The sequence below is a fragment of the Mycobacterium sp. 852002-53434_SCH5985345 genome, assembly GCF_001667155.1.
Lineage (GTDB): Bacteria > Actinomycetota > Actinomycetes > Mycobacteriales > Mycobacteriaceae > Mycobacterium.
In genome coordinates this window covers 92,206-109,364 of the sequence record NZ_LZIE01000090.1, presented here as the reverse complement: position 1 = coordinate 109,364, position 17,159 = coordinate 92,206, and the positions used below count along the sequence as shown (strand labels likewise).

General features: G+C 68.8%; 13 protein-coding genes. 6 read left to right on the top strand and 7 right to left on the bottom strand.

Annotation, left to right across the window (positions count from 1 at the left end; genetic code table 11):
- Positions 1-15: 15 nt before the first annotated feature.
- From A5756_RS22110 to A5756_RS22085, 6 genes are all read left to right on the top strand, one after another.
- Positions 16-1,389, top strand: coding sequence for a DUF6350 family protein (locus A5756_RS22110; RefSeq protein WP_082948240.1), 1,374 nt, complete (start codon positions 16-18; stop codon positions 1,387-1,389).
- Positions 1,390-1,410: 21 nt separating this feature from the next.
- Positions 1,411-2,058 (top strand): phosphoribosylglycinamide formyltransferase, encoded by a 648-nt coding sequence (gene purN, locus A5756_RS22105; RefSeq protein WP_066957475.1) that lies wholly within the window; start codon positions 1,411-1,413, stop codon positions 2,056-2,058.
- Positions 2,055-3,638 carry a bifunctional phosphoribosylaminoimidazolecarboxamide formyltransferase/IMP cyclohydrolase gene (gene purH / locus A5756_RS22100; RefSeq protein WP_066957474.1) on the top strand — a complete coding sequence of 528 codons (1,584 nt, stop codon included), beginning with the start codon at positions 2,055-2,057 and terminating at the stop codon, positions 3,636-3,638. Before purN ends, purH begins: the two co-directional genes overlap by 4 nt.
- Positions 3,639-3,679: 41 nt before the next feature.
- The gene (locus A5756_RS22095) at positions 3,680-5,065 is read left to right on the top strand and encodes an ATP-binding protein (RefSeq protein ID WP_066957472.1); all 1,386 of its coding nucleotides are present in this window, start codon (positions 3,680-3,682) and stop codon (positions 5,063-5,065) included.
- The gene (locus A5756_RS22090; RefSeq protein ID WP_066957469.1) at positions 5,058-7,037 is read left to right on the top strand and encodes a VWA domain-containing protein; all 1,980 of its coding nucleotides are present in this window, start codon (positions 5,058-5,060) and stop codon (positions 7,035-7,037) included. The genes A5756_RS22095 and A5756_RS22090 overlap by 8 nt, the downstream gene beginning before the upstream one ends.
- Before the next feature lie 69 nt (positions 7,038-7,106).
- Positions 7,107-7,955 (top strand): aldo/keto reductase, encoded by an 849-nt coding sequence (locus A5756_RS22085; RefSeq protein ID WP_066957467.1) that lies wholly within the window; start codon positions 7,107-7,109, stop codon positions 7,953-7,955.
- 2 nt (positions 7,956-7,957) lie between these two features.
- Here the strand turns inward: A5756_RS22085 and A5756_RS22080 are convergent, their stop codons facing one another.
- From A5756_RS22080 to A5756_RS22050, 7 genes are all read right to left on the bottom strand, one after another.
- A complete protein-coding gene (locus A5756_RS22080) occupies positions 7,958-8,560 on the bottom strand; it encodes a DUF1707 domain-containing protein (protein WP_066957465.1) in 603 nt (200 codons plus the stop codon).
- A gap of 106 nt (positions 8,561-8,666) precedes the next feature.
- A complete protein-coding gene (locus tag A5756_RS22075) occupies positions 8,667-9,446 on the bottom strand; it encodes an enoyl-CoA hydratase family protein (protein ID WP_066957463.1) in 780 nt (259 codons plus the stop codon).
- A complete protein-coding gene (locus tag A5756_RS22070) occupies positions 9,446-10,612 on the bottom strand; it encodes an acyl-CoA dehydrogenase family protein (RefSeq protein WP_066957461.1) in 1,167 nt (388 codons plus the stop codon). Before A5756_RS22070 ends, A5756_RS22075 begins: the two co-directional genes overlap by 1 nt.
- On the bottom strand, positions 10,613-12,589 hold the full coding sequence (locus tag A5756_RS22065) for a biotin carboxylase N-terminal domain-containing protein (protein ID WP_066957459.1): 1,977 nt from the start codon (positions 12,587-12,589) through the stop codon (positions 10,613-10,615).
- Between the two features lie 5 nt (positions 12,590-12,594).
- Entirely contained in the window at positions 12,595-14,190 is a 1,596-nt protein-coding gene (locus A5756_RS22060) for an acyl-CoA carboxylase subunit beta (RefSeq protein WP_066957458.1), read from the bottom strand.
- Positions 14,187-15,335 carry an acyl-CoA dehydrogenase family protein gene (locus A5756_RS22055; protein ID WP_066957456.1) on the bottom strand — a complete coding sequence of 383 codons (1,149 nt, stop codon included), beginning with the start codon at positions 15,333-15,335 and terminating at the stop codon, positions 14,187-14,189. The genes A5756_RS22060 and A5756_RS22055 overlap by 4 nt, the downstream gene beginning before the upstream one ends.
- Positions 15,332-17,041, bottom strand: a complete 1,710-nt coding sequence (locus A5756_RS22050; RefSeq protein ID WP_066957454.1) for an acyclic terpene utilization AtuA family protein — start codon at positions 17,039-17,041, stop codon at positions 15,332-15,334. Before A5756_RS22050 ends, A5756_RS22055 begins: the two co-directional genes overlap by 4 nt.
- Between the last annotated feature and the right edge of the window lie 118 nt (positions 17,042-17,159).

The window sequence follows — 17,159 nt, the reverse complement described above, 5'->3', positions numbered from 1 at the left end:
GACGTACGCCGAAGAGTGAAAAGGGTGTCGGAAGGCGCGGACAACCGGCCAGCGGGCGCTCGCCAGGCGCGTGACCTCGTCCGTGTGGCGTTCGGTCCGGCGGTGGTGGCGTTGGTCATCATCGCCGCGGTCACGTTGCTGCAGTTGTTGATCGCCAACAGCGACATGACCGGCGCGCTGGGCGCGATCGCCAGCATGTGGCTGGGCGTGCACCAGGTGCCGATCTCGATCGGCGGCCGCGAACTGGGCGTGATGCCGCTGCTGCCGGTGCTGCTCATGATCTGGGCGACCGCGCGCAGCACGGCGCGGGCGACCTCTCCGTATTCCTCGTGGTTGGTCGTCCGCTGGGTGGTCGCGTCGGCGGTGGGCGGTCCCTTGCTGATTGCGGCGATCGCCCTGGCCGTCATCCACGACGCGTCGTCGGTGATCACCGAGCTGCAGACGCCCAGCGCCCTGCGCGCGTTCACCAGCGTGCTCGTCGTGCATGCGCTCGGCGCCGCGATCGGTGTGTGGTCCCGGGTGGGGCGACGGGCGTTGGCGGCCTCGTCCCTGCCGTTTTGGCTCGGTGATGCCCTGCGCGCGGCGTCGGCCGGTGTGCTGGCGTTGCTCGGGCTTTCGGGCTTGGTCACGGCGGCGTCGCTGGTGGTGCATTGGGCGACGATGCAAGATCTCTACGGGATCACCGATTCGATATTCGGGCAGTTCAGCCTTACGGTGCTGTCGATGTTGTACGCGCCCAACGTCATCGTCGGCACCTCGGCGATGGCGGTAGGGTCCAGCGCCCACCTCGGCTTCGCGACGTTCAGTTCGTTCACCGTCTTCGGCGGCGACATTCCGGCGCTGCCGATCCTGGCCGCCGCGCCCCACCCGCCGCTGGGGCCGGTGTGGGTCGCCCTGCTCATCATCGGCGCGGCGTCCGGGGTGGCGGTCGGGCAGCAGTGCGCTCGGCGGGCGCTCCCGCTGATTCCGGCGACGGCCAAGCTTCTCGTCGCCTCCGTCGCGGGGGCGTTGGCGATGTCCCTGCTCGCATACGGCGGCAGCGGCCGGCTGGGAAACTTTGGCGATGTCGGCGTCGACCAGAGCGCCTCACTCATCGGGGTGTTCTTCTGGTTCTCGGTTGTCGGCGGGATCACCCTGGTGATGAGCGGCGGCGTCCGGGCCCGGCCCCGGCGGCCCAAGCCCGCGCCCGCCGCGCCCGAACAACCGGCGGACTTCGCCGGGGCCTTCGACGAGGCGGACGACGAACCGCCGCCGGATCTCGCCGATCCCGAGGAGTTCGCCGCGCACGACGCGCTGGTCGGCGACGACGCCGAGGCGGTGGGCGACGACACCTTGCCGCCCCCCGACGAAGGGCAGCCGACCGCGCCCGACCGCGAGCCCGACGAGTAGCTCCCACTAGGCTCTCTGCTTGTGGCCGAACCGCTCCATGTGCCCCCGAGCGCGCCGGCGCGGGTGGTGGTATTGGCATCGGGCACCGGATCGCTGCTGAGCTCCATGCTCGACGCCGCCGTCGGCGACTACCCCGCCCGCGTGGTCGCGGTCGGTGCCGATCGCGAGTGCCTGGCCACCGAGATCGCCGCGAGGGCGTCGCTGCCGACGTTCACCGCCCGGCTCGGCGATCACCCCGACCGCGCCGCGTGGGATGCGGCCGTCACCGAAGCCACCGCCGCGCACTCGCCCGATCTGGTGGTGTCGGCGGGTTTCATGAAAATACTTGGGCCCCAGTTTCTCTCGCGCTTCTACGGCCGGATCATCAATACTCATCCGGCTTTATTGCCGGCGTTTCCGGGCGCGCACGGCGTGGCCGATGCGTTGGCCTACGGCGTCAAGGTCACAGGTTGTACCGTGCACCTGGTGGACGCCGGGACGGACACCGGGCCGATCCTGGCGCAGCAATCCGTGCCGGTGCTCGACGGCGACAGCGAAGAGACCCTGCATGAACGCATCAAGGTCACCGAACGGAAGCTCCTGGTGGACGTGGTGGCCGAGATCGCGACCGGCGGCCTGACCCTGGTCGGAAGAACAGCGACGATCGGACGAAAGGCGACCAACCGATGAGCACCGACGAATGGCCGGAGACGGCGAAAAGACCGATCCGCCGCGCGTTGATCAGCGTCTACGACAAGACCGGGCTCGTCGAACTCGCCCGGGGGCTGGCGGACGCGGGCGTCGAGATCGTCTCGACCGGGTCGACGGCGAAGACCATTGCCGAAAAAGGGATTCCGGTCACGCGGGTCGAGGAGTTGACCGGCTTTCCCGAGGTGCTCGACGGACGGGTCAAGACGCTGCACCCGCGGGTGCATGCCGGCCTGCTGGCCGATCTCCGCAAACCCGAGCACGCCGCGGCGCTCGAGGAACTTGGCGTTGCGGCGTTCGAACTCGTCGTGGTCAACCTCTACCCGTTCAGCGAGACCGTCGACTCCGGCGCCAGCATCGACGAATGCGTCGAGCAGATCGACATCGGTGGGCCCTCGATGGTCCGCGCGGCCGCGAAAAACCATCCCAGCGTGGCGGTGATCACCGACCCACGCGGCTATGACGGCGTGCTCGCCGCGGTGCGGCACGGCGGCTTTACCCTCGCCGAGCGCAAAAAGCTGGCCGCGCTGGCGTTTCAGCACACCGCCGAATACGACATCGCCGTCGCGGGCTGGATGGAGTCGACGCTGGCGCCCGAGCACCCGCCGACGGCGTTCCCCAAGTGGCTGGGGCGCAGTTGGAACCGCTCGACGATGCTGCGCTATGGCGAGAACCCGCACCAGCAGGCGGCGCTCTACAGCGACCCCACCGCCTGGCCGGGACTGGCGCAAGCCGAGCAGCTGCACGGAAAAGAGATGTCGTACAACAACTTCACCGACGCGGATGCGGCCTGGCGGGCCGCCTTCGACCACGAACAGACGTGCGTCGCAATCATCAAGCACGCCAACCCATGTGGGATCGCCATCTCGTCGGAATCGGTGGCCGACGCGCACCGCAAGGCCCACGAATGCGATCCGCTGAGCGCCTTCGGCGGCGTCATCGCGGCCAACACCGAAGTCAGTCTCGAGATGGCCGAGTATGTGAGCACCATCTTCACCGAGGTCATCATCGCGCCGGCGTACGCGCCGGAGGCATTGAAAGCCTTGACGCGCAAGAAGAACATCCGGGTGCTGGTGGCCTCCGAACCGCTGACCGGCGGCACCGAGCTCCGGCCGATCAGCGGTGGCCTGCTGGTGCAGCAACGTGACGAGCTCGACGCGCACGGTGACAACCCGGCGAATTGGACGCTGGCGACGGGATCACCCGCCGACCCGGCCACGCTGACCGACCTGGTCTTCGCGTGGCGGGCTTGCCGGGCGGTCAAGTCGAACGCCATCGTGATCGCCGCCGGCGGCGCGACCATCGGCGTCGGCATGGGACAGGTGAACCGGGTGGACGCCGCTCGGCTCGCCGTCGAGCGCGGCGGTGACCGAGTCCGCGGTGCGGTCGCCGCATCGGATGCGTTCTTTCCGTTCCCCGACGGACTCGAGACGCTGACCGCCGCCGGGGTGAAAGCGATCGTGCACCCCGGTGGGTCGGTGCGTGACGACGAGGTGACCGCGGCGGCGGCCAGCGCCGGCGTCACGTTGTACCTCACCGGCGCCCGCCACTTCGCGCACTGAACGCTCGGCGCGTGGGGCCATTGGCCAACGCGTAGCGTGGAGTGGTGCCATCACCCAGCAATCTGCCCCGCACCGTCGGCGAACTGCGTGCCGCCGGCCATCGTGAACGGGGAGTCAAACAGGAAATCCGGGAAAACCTGCTGACCGCGTTGGCGGAGGGCGATGAGGTCTGGCCGGGAATTCTGGGCTTTGAGGACACCGTCCTGCCCCAACTGGAGCGGGCGCTCATCGCCGGGCACGACTTCGTCCTGCTCGGCGAACGTGGCCAGGGCAAGACCCGGCTCCTGCGCGCGCTGACCGGGCTGCTTGACGAGTGGACGCCGGTGATCGCCGGGGCGGAACTGGGCGAGCATCCCTATTCGCCGATCACGCCGGAGTCGATCCGCAAGGCCGCCACCCTGGGCGACGACCTGCCGATCGAGTGGAAGCACCGCAGCGAGCGCTACACCGAGAAGCTGGCAACCCCCGACACCAGCGTCGCGGACCTCGTTGGTGACATCGACCCGATCAAGGTTGCGGAGGGCCGCAGCCTCGGGGATCCGGAAACCATCGCCTACGGCCTGATCCCCCGCGCACACCGCGGCATCGTCGCGGTCAACGAGCTTCCCGACCTCGCCGAGCGCATCCAGGTGTCGATGCTCAACGTGATGGAGGAGCGCGACATTCAGGTCCGTGGCTACACGCTGCGGCTGCCGCTGGACGTGTTGGTGGTCGCGAGCGCCAACCCGGAGGACTACACCAACCGCGGCCGCATCATCACCCCGCTCAAGGACCGGTTCGGTGCGGAGATCCGCACCCACTACCCGCTGGAGCTCGAGGCGGAGGTGGGCGTGATCTTGCAGGAGGCGCACCTGTCCGCGCAGGTGCCCGACTACCTGATGCAGGTGATCGCCCGGTTCGCCCGGTACCTGCGGGAGTCCAACTCCGTCGACCAACGCTCCGGGGTGTCTGCGCGGTTCGCGATCGCCGCGGCCGAAACCGTGGCGGCGGCCGCCCGGCACCGCGGCGCGATGCTGGGGGAGACCGATCCGGTGGCCCGGGTGGTCGACCTGGGCACGGTGATCGACGTCCTGCGCGGCAAGCTGGAATTCGAGTCCGGTGAGGAAGGCCGCGAGCAGGCCGTCCTCGAACACCTGCTGCGCCGCGCGACGGCCGACACCGCGTCGCGGGTGCTCGGCGGCATCGACGTCGGGTCGTTGGTGTCGGCGGTCGAGGGCGGCTCCGCGGTCACGACCGGTGAGCGGGTTTCGGCCAAGGACGTGCTGGCCGCGGTTCCGGCCCTGCCGGTGGTGGAGAAAATCGCCGCCAAGGTCAACGCCCAGTCGGAGGGCGAGCGCGCCGCCGCGCTCGAACTCGCGCTGGAGGCCTTGTACCTGGCCAAGCGGATCGACAAGGTATCCGGAGAGGGCCAAACCGTCTATGGCTAGAGGCCATTCGTCGCGATACTCGGCGTACACCGGCGGGCCGGACCCGCTGGCCCCGCCGGTGGATTTGCGCGAGGCCCTCGAGCAGATCGGGCAGGACGTCATGGCCGGCACGTCGCCGCGCCGCGCGCTGTCCGAGTTGCTGCGCCGCGGCACCAAGAACATGCCCGGGGCCGACCGGCTGGCGGCGGAGGCGAACCGTCGCCGACGGGAACTGTTGCGCCGCAACAATTTAGACGGCACGCTGCAGGAGATCAAGAAGCTGCTCGACGAGGCGGTGCTGGCCGAACGCAAAGAACTGGCCCGCGCGCTCGACGACGACGCCCGCTTCGGCGAATTGCAGCTCGACGCCCTGCCGGCCTCGCCGGCCAAGGCCGTTCAGGAACTCTCCGACTACAACTGGCGCAGCAACGAGGCCCGCGAGAAGTACGACCAGATCAAGGATCTGCTCGGCCGCGAGATGCTGGATCAGCGGTTCGCCGGCATGAAGGAGGCCCTGCAGGGCGCCACCGACGAGGACCGCCAGCGCGTCAACGACATGCTGAACGACCTCAACGAGCTGCTGGACAAGCATGCCCGCGGTGAGGACAGCCAGCAGGACTTCCAAGGCTTCATGGACAAGCACGGCGAGTTCTTCCCGGAGAACCCGCGCAACGTCGACGAGTTGCTGGATTCCTTGGCCAAGCGCGCCGCCGCCGCGCAACGGTTCCGCAACAGCCTGAGCCCGGACCAGCGGGCCGAGTTGGATGCCTTGGCGCAGCAGGCATTCGGGTCTCCTTCGCTGATGCAGGCGCTGAATCGGCTGGACGCGCACCTGCAGGCCGCCCGGCCGGGGGAGGACTGGAGCGGGTCCGAACAGTTCTCCGGCGACAACCCGTTTGGGATGGGCGAGGGCACCCAGGCGCTGGCCGACGTCGCCGAGCTCGAGCAGCTGGCCGAGCAGCTCTCGCAAAGCTATCCGGGCGCCACCATGGACGACGTCGATCTTGACGCGCTGGCACGCCAACTCGGCGACCAGGCCGCCGTCGACGCCCGCACGCTCACCGAATTGGAGCGCGCACTGGTCAATCAGGGCTTTCTGGACCGGGGTTCCGACGGACAGTGGCGCCTCTCGCCCAAGGCGATGCGCAGGCTCGGCGAGACGGCGCTGCGCGATGTGGCGCAACAACTTTCCGGCCGACGCGGCGAGCGGGACCATCGGCGCGCGGGCGCGGCCGGCGAACTCACCGGCGCCACCCGGCCCTGGCAGTTCGGCGACACCGAACCGTGGCACATTTCCCGCACGCTGACCAATGCCGTACTGCGGCAGGCGGGAACGGCCGCGCCGGACGGCGCGGTCGGACAGCTGAAGATCACCGTCGACGACGTCGAGGTCTCCGAGACCGAGACGCGCACGCAGGCGGCGGTGGCGCTGCTGGTCGACACCTCGTTCTCCATGGTCATGGAGAACCGTTGGCTGCCGATGAAGCAGACGGCGCTGGCCCTCAACCATCTCGTGTGCACCCGGTTTCGCTCGGATGCCTTGCAAATCATCGCGTTTGGCCGCTACGCCCGAACGGTGACCGCGGCCGAGCTCACCGGTCTCGAGGGCGTCTACGAGCAGGGCACCAACCTGCATCACGCCCTGGCGCTGGCCGGCCGGCACCTCCGGCGGCATCCTAACGCGCAGCCCGTCGTCCTGGTGGTGACCGACGGGGAGCCCACCGCTCACCTGGAGGATTTCGAAGGTGACGGTACCACTGTGTTTTTCGACTACCCGCCGCATCCTCGGACCATCGCGCACACCGTGCGCGGGTTCGACGACATGGCCCGCCTGGGCGCGCAGATCACCATCTTCCGGCTGGGCAGCGACCCCGGCCTGGCCCGGTTCATCGACCAGGTCGCGCGGCGTGTCGAGGGGCGCGTGGTGGTGCCCGACCTCGACGGCCTGGGCGCGGCCGTGGTGGGCGACTACCTCCGGTCCCGCCGCCGCTAAGCCGCCAACGGACCCCCAACGGATAGGTGCTCACTCGACCGGGTACACGGAGCGAGAAGGAGGAGACGCATGAGCAAGATTCCAACGATCGAACTCAACGATGGTGTCGGCATTCCGCAGCTGGGCTTCGGCGTGTTTCAGATCAAGCCCGACGAGACCGCTGCGGCGGTCAAGACGGCGCTCGAGATCGGTTACCGGCATATCGACACCGCCGAGATGTACGGCAACGAAAAGGAAGTCGGGCAAGGCATCCGCGACGCCGGTCTCGACCGCGGCGACGTGTTCGTCACCAGCAAGCTCAACAACGGCTTTCACAAACCCGACGACGCGCGCCGTGCCTTCGACCGAACCCTGAAGGCGCTGGACTCCGACTACGTCGACCTGTTCCTCATTCACTGGCCGCTGCCCACCCTCTACGACGGCGACTTCGTCTCGACCTGGAAGGTGTTCGAAGAGTTCGCTCGCGACGGGCGCGCGCGCAGCATCGGCGTCTCGAATTTCCAAGTCGCACACCTGGAGCGGCTCGCCGCCGAAACCGACACCGTGCCGTCGGTCAACCAGATCGAGCTCCATCCGTACTTCGGGAACACAGAGGTCCGCGCGTATGGGCGCGAGCATGGCATCGCCACCGAGGCGTGGGCACCGATCGCGCAGGGCAAGGTGCTCGATGATCCGGTGATCAACCGCATCGCCGAGGCGCGGGGCAAGTCGGCGGCGCAGGTGGTGCTGCGCTGGCACATTCAGCGCGGCGACATCGTCTTCCCCAAGTCGGTGACCCCGGAACGGGTCAAGGAGAACTTCCAGCTCTTCGACTTCGAGTTGGATGATTCCGACATGGACGCGATCTCAGCCCTGGACAAAGGTGAAGCAGGCAGGAACGGGCCCAACCCCGATAAGTTCGACTACGTGCCCGGCTGACGCTAGCCGCGAGGCCTGCGGGCCTTGCGAATGATGCCGACGGCACCCCACAGGGAGAAGCCGCGAATGTTCACCTTCGGTGCGCCGGGGGTGCCCTGGCCGAGGACGCTGCGGTCGAAGTTGCCCATGACGCCGCGGCCGTGAATCTCGACGTTGACTTCGGGCGGCAGCAAAATCTTTGTCGCCCCCATGATCGACATCGCATGGATGTCGACCTCGGTCGAGGTGAAGTCGGCGTAGCGCAGATCCACCACGCCGTTGCCCCACAAGGCGAAGGTGGTCAGCTTCTTCGGCACGTTCCACCGGCCCCGCCGCTCGAACCCGCTCAACAGGGCCAGCAGCAGAGTGGACGGCGCCGGGTTGGGCTTGCCGCCCCGCCGCGGGTTGATCGGCGAACCCGGCAGATCGGCCCGGAGCTGATCCAACTCCTCATAGGTGGTCGCCGCATAGGCCCTGGTCAGCCGGTCTTCGTAGTCTTTCATCTGCAGCCGGCCCTGCTCGGCCGCGTACGCCAGCAACTGCGCGATCTGGATGCGATCGGTGTCGCCCGCGCGCGACGATTCGTCGCGCGTGTCCTTCGCATCGCGTTGCGCGGAGTTGCTCATCACCCACGAGCCTACGACGTCCGGCTATTGCCGCAAGAGGATTGGTCAAACTGCAACCTTGCCCCGCGCCGCCCGGTTCGTCCGGCGGCGCTTGTTTGACACCTGGCTAACTCGTCCAGCTCGGGGCGCGCTTTTGCAGAAACGCCATCATGCCCTCGCGGGCTTCGTCGGAGACGAAAAGCCGGGCCGATTCCTCAGCGAGCCGCTCGGCGTCGCGGTCGAACCCTTCCAGCACCGCCGCAGTGGTCAGCGCCTTGGATGCCGCCAGACCCTGGGGCGAACCGCGGCCCACATCGGCGAGCAGCTTCGCCACCGCGGCGTCGACGTCCTCGGCCGCCATCGTGATCAGCCCGATGTCCGCCGCCACGCCGGCGTCGAATGTCTCGCCGGTCAGGTAGTAGCGCGCCGCGGCCCGCGGCGACAATTTCGGCAGCAGCGTCAGCGAGATGATCGCCGGGGCGACGCCGATCCGGGCCTCGGTCAGGGCGAAGGTGCTGCGGGGGCCCGCGACGGCGATGTCGCAGGCACCGACCAAGCCGAACCCACCCGCGCGGACATGCCCGTCGATGGCGGCGATCACCGGCAGCGGCGAGGAGACGATGGCCCGCAGCAGCACGGTCATTTCCCGGGCACGCGCCACCGCCATGTCGAAGGGGTCGCCCCCGGCGGCCTCGCTCAAATCGGCACCTGCGCAGAAGGTGCCGCCGGTGTGACCGAGCACCACCGCTCGCACCGCCGGATCCGCCCGCGCATCGCGCAGGCCCTGGTGCAGCTGGGTGACCAGCGCGGTCGAGAGCGCGTTGCGGTTGTGGGGCGAGTTCAGCGTCAGCCACGTGAACGGGCCGCCGGTATCGGCAGGCCCTGCGTATTCGACCAGCGTTTCCATCAGTAGCTTCGGGGCAGGCCCAGCGACGTCTGCGCCACGAAGTTGAGCACCATTTCCCGGCTCACCGGGGCGATCCGGCCGAGCCTGGCCGAGGCGAGCATGGCGGCGACACCGTACTCCTTGGTCAACCCGTTGCCGCCCATCGACTGCACCGCCTGGTCGACCGAACGGGTAGCCGCCTCGGCCGCAGCGTATTTGGCCATGTTGGCGGCCTCGGCCGCGCCCGCGTCATCGCCGCTGTCGTAGAGTGCGGCGGCCTTCTGCATCATCAGCTTGGCCAGTTGCACCTCGATGTGGCACTGCGCCAGCGGGTGCGAGAGTCCTTGGTGCGCGCCGATCGGCGTACCCCACACCTGGCGGGTCTTGACGTAATCGGCGGCCCTGTCGAGGGCGAAGCGTCCCATCCCGACCGAGCTGGCGGCGCCCATGATTCGCTCGGGGTTCAGGCCGGCGAAGAGCTGCGCGATCGCCGCGTCCTCGGAACCGACCAGCGCGTCGGCCGGCAGCCGGACGTCGTCGAGGAAGACCTGGAACTGCCGCTCGGGGCTGACTAGCTCCATTTCGATTGGTGTGTAGGAGAATCCGGGGGCATCGGTGGGCACCACAAACAGTGCCGGCCGCAGCTTGCCGGTCTTAGCCTCCTCGGTGCGGCCGACCACCAGGACGGCCTGCGCCTGGTCGATACCGGAGATGTAGACCTTCTGGCCCTTGAGGATCCAGTCGCTACCATCGCGCCGGGCGGTGGTGGTGATCTTGTGCGAGTTGGAGCCGGCGTCCGGCTCGGTGATCGCGAAGGCCATGGTCAGGGTTCCGTCGGCAATCCCGGGAATCCAGCGCTTCTTCTGCTCTTCGGTGCCGAACTTGCTGATGATGGTGCCGTTGATCGCCGGCGACACGACCATCAGCAGCAACGCGCTGCCCGCCGCCGCCATTTCCTCCATCACCAGGGACAGCTCGTACATGCCGGCGCCGCCACCGCCGTACTCCTCGGGCAGGTTCACCCCGAGGAAGCCGAGCTTGCCCGCCTCCGACCACAATTCGTCGGTGTGCTCGTGCGCGCGTGCCTTCTTGAGGTAGTACTCGCTGCCGTAGTTGGCGGCCCACGCGGCGACCGACTTACGCAGGGCCTGCCGCTCCTCGCTCTCGATGAAGCTGGTGTCGGTCATTTACGAATCTCCTTCTGCTTGGGGCGATTCCACTCGTGCCAGGACGGCGCCCACCTCGACTTGCTGACCGGTACCGACGTTGAGCTCGGCGAGCACTCCGTCGGAGGGTGCGGTGATGGTGTGTTCCATCTTCATCGCCTCCAGCCAGATCAGTGGCTGCCCGGCGGTAACGGTGTCGCCGACCGCGGCGGCGAGGCGGATGACGTTGCCGGGCATGGGCGCTACCAGGGAGCCCTTTTCGACCGTAGAGCCCGGCTCCGGGAAGCGCGGCAGCGCGACCAGGTGAACGGGGCCGCGGGCCGAGTCGACGTAGACGTCGTCACCGTACCGCGCGATCGCGAACGTGTGCGCCACCCCGTCGTCCGCGAGAGTGACCTGATCGGCCGTGGCGGAAACCAGCTGCACCCCTGCGTCGTTCGGCAGTGCCAATCCGGTTCTGGTGAACCGGTATTCGATGTTTTGCTCGGTGTCACCGTCGTCACGATAGGCCTTGACCTGGTAGCCAGACGCCAGGTTTCGCCAACCGCTGGGGACGGCTCCGAGGACGGGCGCCGCCGCGCGATTATGGGCCGCCTCGGCCAGCGCGGCGGCGATCGCGGACAGCCGGACGACGGCGGCGTCTGCCAGCGGCGCCGACAATTTGTCCAGGCCGTGCGTGTCGAAAAACGCTGTGTCGGTGGCGCCTTCGAGGAATGCCGGGTGCCGCAGCACGTTGACCAGCAGCTCACGGTTGGTGCGCATGCCGTGCAGGCCGGCGCGGGCCAGCGCGTCGGCGAGTACGAGCGCCGCCTGCCGGCGGGTCGGGGCGTACGAGATGACCTTGGCCAGCATGGGGTCGTAGTGGATCGACACCGTGAAACCGTCGAGGATGCCCGAATCGAGGCGGATTCCGGTCCGGTGGCCGAGTGAGGCGAACTCGGTCCGAACCGCCGGTACGTCGATCCTGTGCATCACGCCGGCCTGGGGCTGCCAGCCGCGTGCCGGGTCCTCGGCGTAGAGCCGGGCCTCGATCGAATGCCCCTGGGCGGCAGGGGGTTCGGCGTCGAGTCGGCCGCCCTCGGCGATCATGAGCTGCAGTTCGACGAGGTCGAGCCCGGTGGTCTCCTCGGTCACCGGATGCTCGACCTGCAGCCGCGTGTTCATCTCCAGGAAGTAGAACTCTCCGTCGTCATCGGCGAGGAACTCCACCGTCCCGGCTCCGGCGTAACCGATGGCGCCCGCCGCCAGCCGCGCCGCTTCGAACAGCTTGGCCCGCATGCCCGGGGTGCGCTCCACCAGCGGCGAGGGGGCCTCCTCGATGACCTTCTGATGCCGGCGCTGAATCGAGCACTCCCGTTCCCCGACGGCCCAAACGGTGCCGTGGGTGTCGGCCATGACCTGAACCTCGATGTGATGCCCGGTGGGCAGGTACCGCTCGCAGAAGACGGTCGGGTCGCCGAACGCTGACTGCGCCTCGCGCCGGGCCGCCTCGACTTCGCCGGCGAGAGAAGACAATTCGCGAACCACCCGCATCCCGCGCCCGCCACCGCCCGCGGAGGCCTTGACCAGGACGGGCAGCTGCGCCTCGGTGACCGCGTCGGGGTCGAGCTCGTCGAGCACCGGAACCCCGGCGGCGGCCATCAGTTTTTTGGCCTCGATCTTGGAGCCCATCGCCCGTACCGCGTCCACCGGTGGCCCGACCCAGGTCAGGCCAGCGCCCTGCACGGCGGCTGCGAAATCGGCGTTCTCCGAGAGGAACCCGTAGCCCGGGTGGACCGCGTCGGCGCCCGCCGCGCGGGCCGCGGCGATGATCGCGTCGGCGTTCAGATAGTCGTTGGTCTTGGGCAGCCGCACCCGCGCGTCGGCCTCGACTACGTGCGGCGCGGCGGCGTCGGGGTCGGTGTAGACGGCGACCGTGCCCAGGCCCAGCCGCCGGCAGGTGGCGAACACCCGCCGGGCGATCTCGCCTCGGTTGGCGACCAGCACTCGAGTGACCATGGGACTCACATCCGGAAGACGCCGAAGTTCGACGTCCCCTCGATCGGGCCATTGGCAATGGCGGACAAACACATTCCCAGCACCGTGCGGGTGTCGCGCGGGTCGATCACCCCGTCGTCGTACAGCATTCCGGACAACACCAGCGGCAACGACTCCGCCTCGATCTGCCCTTCGACGGCCGCGCGCATCGCGGCGTCCGCTTCCTCGTCGACCTGCTGGCCGCGGGCCTCGGCGGCGGCCCGGGCCACGATGGACAAGACGCCCGCAAGCTGGGCGCCCCCCATCACCGCCGATTTGGCGCTGGGCCACGCGAACAGGAACCTCGGGTCGTAGGCCCGGCCGCACATGCCGTAGTGGCCGGCGCCATAGGAGGCGCCGATCAACAGCGAGATGTGCGGGACGGTCGAGTTGGAGACGGCGTTGATCATCATCGACCCGTGCTTGATCATCCCGCCCTCTTCGTAGTCCTTGCCCACCATGTAACCGGTGGTGTTGTGCAGGAACAACAGTGGCGTGTTCGAGCGGTTGGCCAGCTGAATGAACTGGGTGGCCTTCTGCGACTCCTCGCTGAACAGCACCCCGCGCGCGTTGGCGAGGATGCCCAGGGGGTAGCCATGCAGGCGGGCCCATCCCGTCACCAGCGACGAGCCGTACATGGCCTTGAACTCGTCGAATTCCGAGCCATCCACGATGCGGGCGATCACCTCGCGCGGGTCGAACGGGACGCGCAGGTCCGCGGGCACGATGCCGATGAGCTCCTCGGTGTCGAACAGCGGCTCGATCACCGGCCCCGGGGCCGGGCCCTGCTTGACCCAGTTCAGCCGGGCCACGATGCGGCGGCCGATGCGGATCGCGTCGAGCTCGTCGGCGGCGAAGTAGTCGGCCAAACCCGAGATGCGAGCGTGCATTTCGGCACCACCCAGCGACTCGTCGTCGGATTCTTCGCCGGTGGCCATCTTCACCAGCGGGGGACCGGCGAGGAACACCTTCGAACGTTCCTTGATCATCACGACGTGATCGGACATGCCCGGAATGTAGGCGCCGCCGGCGGTGGAGTTGCCGAAAACCAGTGCGATGGTGGGAATCCCGGCCGCGGACAGGCGGGTCAGGTCCCGGAACATCTGCCCGCCGGGAATGAAGATTTCCTTCTGGGTGGGCAGGTCCGCCCCGCCGGATTCCACCAGCGAAATGACGGGCAGTCGGTTCTCGAATGCGATCTGGTTGGCCCGCAGTATCTTTTTCAGGGTCCACGGGTTGCTGGTGCCGCCCTTGACGGTCGGGTCGTTGGCGACGATCAGGCATTCCACACCGGACACCACGCCTATGCCGGTGACCGTGCTGGCTCCGACTGTGAACGCGCTGCCCCACGCCGCTAGCGGGCTGAGCTCCAGGAACGGGGAGTCGGGGTCGACGAGCAGCTCGATGCGTTCCCGCGCGGTCAGCTTACCGCGGGCGTGGTGCCGCTCGACGTACTTGGGGCCCCCGCCCGCAAGCGCTTTGGCGAGTTCGGCGTCGATCTCCTCAAGCCTCGAGGTTGCCGTCGACGACGCGTCGGCGTACGCGGGGGACTTGGGATCGAGCGTGGACTGCAGAGTGGTCACGATTGATACCCCAGGGTCTTAGCTGCAAGTGAGGTCAGGATTTCGGTCGTCCCGCCGCCGATGCCCAGGATCCGCATGTCCCGGTATTGGCGTTCGACTTCGGATTCGGCCATGTAGCCCATGCCGCCGAACAGCTGGACGGCCTGGTTGGCCACCCATTCGCCGGCCTCGACGGCGGTGTTCTTGGCAAAACACACCTCGGCGATCAGGTTGGTCTCGCCGGCCAGCTGACGTTCGACCACGTGGTGAGAGTAGACCCGGGCGACGTCGATGCGCCGGGCCATCTCGGCCAGCGTGTTCTGCACCGATTGCCGCGAGATCAGTGGGCGGCCGAAGGTCTCCCGGTCGCGGCACCACTGCAGCGTCAGGTCCAGGCACCGCTGGGCGCTCGAATACGCCTGCGCGGCAAGGCCGATCCGCTCAGCTACGAATGCCTGCGCGATCTGGGCGAATCCGCTGTTCTCGGCGCCGACCAGGTTGGCCGCCGGCACCCGCGCGTCGACGAAGGACAGCTCGGCGGTGTCCGAGGACCGCCACCCCATCTTGGCCAGCTTGCGGCTCACCTCGAAACCCGGTGTGCCCTTCTCGATCATGAGCAACGAAACACCGGCCGCGCCGGCGCCGCCGGTGCGCACCGCGGTGACCACGTAATCGGCGCGGACGCCCGAGGTGATGTAGGTCTTGGCGCCGTTGACCACGTAATGGTCCCCATCGAGCACCGCCGAGGTTCGTAGGTGCCCGACGTCCGAGCCGCCGGCGGGCTCGGTGATGGCGAGCGCGCCGATCTTGTCGCCCGCCAGCGTCGGCCGCACGAACTCCTCGATCAGCCGCTGATCGCCGGAGGCGATCATGTGCGGCACCGCGATGCCGCAAGTGAACAGCGACGCGAACACCCCGCCCGGAGCGCCGGCCTGATGCACCTCTTCGCAGATGATGACCGCGTCCGCGCCGTCACCCCCGCCGCCACCGACCGCCTCGGGGAAGCCCGCGCCCAGCAGGCCGGCCGCCCCGGCGCGCCGGTGCAAGTCGCGCGGCAACTCGCCGATGCGCTCCCACTCGTCGGCATGGGGCAGGATCTCGCGTTCGGTGAAGGAGCGCACCGTCTTTCGCAGCTGTTCGCGCTCCGGCGTCGTCCACAGCTTCATAGCAGCCTTTCAGGAATGTCGACATGCCGGCCGCGCAGCCATTCACCCAGCCCCTTGGCCTGCGGATCGAAACGTGCCTGATACGCAACACCCTGGCCCAGAATGCCGTCGATGACGAAGTTGACCGCGCGCAGGTTCGGCAGCACGTGTCGGGTGACCTCGAACTCCGCCGCTTCGGGCAGCAGCTCCTTGAGCAGCTCGACGGTCAGGGTGTTGGCCAGCCAGCGCCACTGTTCGTCGGTGCGCACCCAGACCCCGACGTTGGCCGAGCCGCCCTTGTCGCCGCTGCGAGCCCCGGCGATGCGGCCCAGCGGCACCCTGCGCACCGGCCCCGCGTCAATCGGCTCGGGCAATGCCGGGGCATCGGCGGGTGTCAACTCCAAAGTGTCGGTGGCGCAAGGGATATCGGTGCGGGTCCCGTCGGCGTGCACCGCGACGTGCGGCACCTCGTTGGCGTCGACGTAGCCGGCGGTGAACACGCCGTAGACCTGGCCGTCGCCGGGTGGGGCGGTCACGTGAAAACCGGGATAGCTGGCGAGCGCCAATTCGACGGCGGCCGAGGAGAACTGGCGCCCGACGTTCGCGGGATCGGGGTCGCGGACCACGCAGTGCAGGAGCGCGCTGGCGGCTTCCTCGGTGTCGGCGTCGGTGTGGTCGGTGCGGGCGAGCGACCACTGCAGCTCCGCGGGCTTGACGGTCAGCGCGGCCTCGAGCTGCCGGCGCACCAGGCCGGCCTTGGCCTCGATGTCCAGGCCAGTCAGCACGAAGGTCATGGAGTTGCGGAATCCGCCGATGCTGTTCAGCGACACCTTGTAGGTGGGCGGCGGCGGTTCGCCGAGCACGCCGCTGATGCGCACCCGGTCGGGGCCTTCGGCGGACAGCTCGACGGTGTCCATCCGGGCGGTGACGTCGGGGTTGGCGTAGCGCGCGCCGGTGATCTCGTAGAGCAGCTGCGCGGTGACGGTGTCGACGCTGACCAGCCCGCCGGTGCCGGGGTGCTTGGTGATCACCGACGAGCCGTCGGCGTGGACCTCGGCCAGCGGGAAGCCGGCGTGGGTCAGGTCGGGCACCTCCGTAAAGAAGGAGTAGTTGCCGCCGGTGGCCTGCACGCCGCACTCGATGACGTGGCCGGCGACCACCGCGCCGGCGAGCCGGTCGTAGTCGGTGCGGCCCCAGCCGAAGTGCGCGGCGGCGGCCCCGACGATCACCGAGGCGTCGGTCACCCGTCCGGTGACGACCACGTCGGCGCCGTCACCCAGGCAGTCGACGATGCCCCAGGCGCCCAGGTAGGCGTTCGCGGTCAGGGGCGTGCCCAGCCCGAGGTCCGCGGCGCGCGCCAGCAGATCGTCGCCTTCGACGTGGGCGACCCGGGCCGGGATACCGAGGCGCTCGGCCAGGGCGCGTATGGCGTCCGCCAGCCCGGCCGGGTTGAGGCCGCCGGCGTTGGCGACGATGCGGACGCCCCGGTCAAGGGCCTCGCCGAGGCAGTCCTCGAGTTGGGTCAGGAACGTCTTGGCGTAGCCGCGCTCGGGGTGCTTCATGCGGTCGCGGCCCAGGATCAGCATCGTCAGTTCGGCCAGGTAGTCGCCGGTGAGATAGTCCACGTCACCGCCGGTGAGCATCTCGCGCATCGCCGACAGCCGGTCGCCGTAGAACCCGGAGCAGTTCGCGATCCGGACAGCGTCGCGGCCAGGAGCAGAGGCCATGCGGTCCTCCAATCTGCGTTTCACCGGTGAGCGCAAACCAACCAACCAACCGGTAGGTTAGCGGGTCGCGCCGGTGTCACGTCAAGGACGCCCACCCGGCCCGCGCGGCGAGACTGCC

Bases quoted from the DNA above. Each gene is read 5' to 3' on its own strand.
- A5756_RS22070 (WP_066957461.1), bottom strand. From the start codon at position 10,612: ATGACCGACACCAGCTTCATCGAGAGCGAGGAGCGGCAGGCCCTGCGT.
- purH (WP_066957474.1), top strand. From the start codon at position 2,055: ATGAGCACCGACGAATGGCCGGAGACGGCGAAAAGACCGATCCGCCGC.
- A5756_RS22055 (WP_066957456.1), bottom strand. From the start codon at position 15,335: ATGAAGCTGTGGACGACGCCGGAGCGCGAACAGCTGCGAAAGACGGTG.
- A5756_RS22075 (WP_066957463.1), bottom strand. From the start codon at position 9,446: ATGGAAACGCTGGTCGAATACGCAGGGCCTGCCGATACCGGCGGCCCG.
- A5756_RS22080 (WP_066957465.1), bottom strand. From the start codon at position 8,560: ATGAGCAACTCCGCGCAACGCGATGCGAAGGACACGCGCGACGAATCG.
- A5756_RS22050 (WP_066957454.1), bottom strand. From the start codon at position 17,041: ATGGCCTCTGCTCCTGGCCGCGACGCTGTCCGGATCGCGAACTGCTCC.
- A5756_RS22090 (WP_066957469.1), top strand. From the start codon at position 5,058: ATGGCTAGAGGCCATTCGTCGCGATACTCGGCGTACACCGGCGGGCCG.
- A5756_RS22085 (WP_066957467.1), top strand. From the start codon at position 7,107: ATGAGCAAGATTCCAACGATCGAACTCAACGATGGTGTCGGCATTCCG.
- A5756_RS22065 (WP_066957459.1), bottom strand. From the start codon at position 12,589: ATGGTCACTCGAGTGCTGGTCGCCAACCGAGGCGAGATCGCCCGGCGG.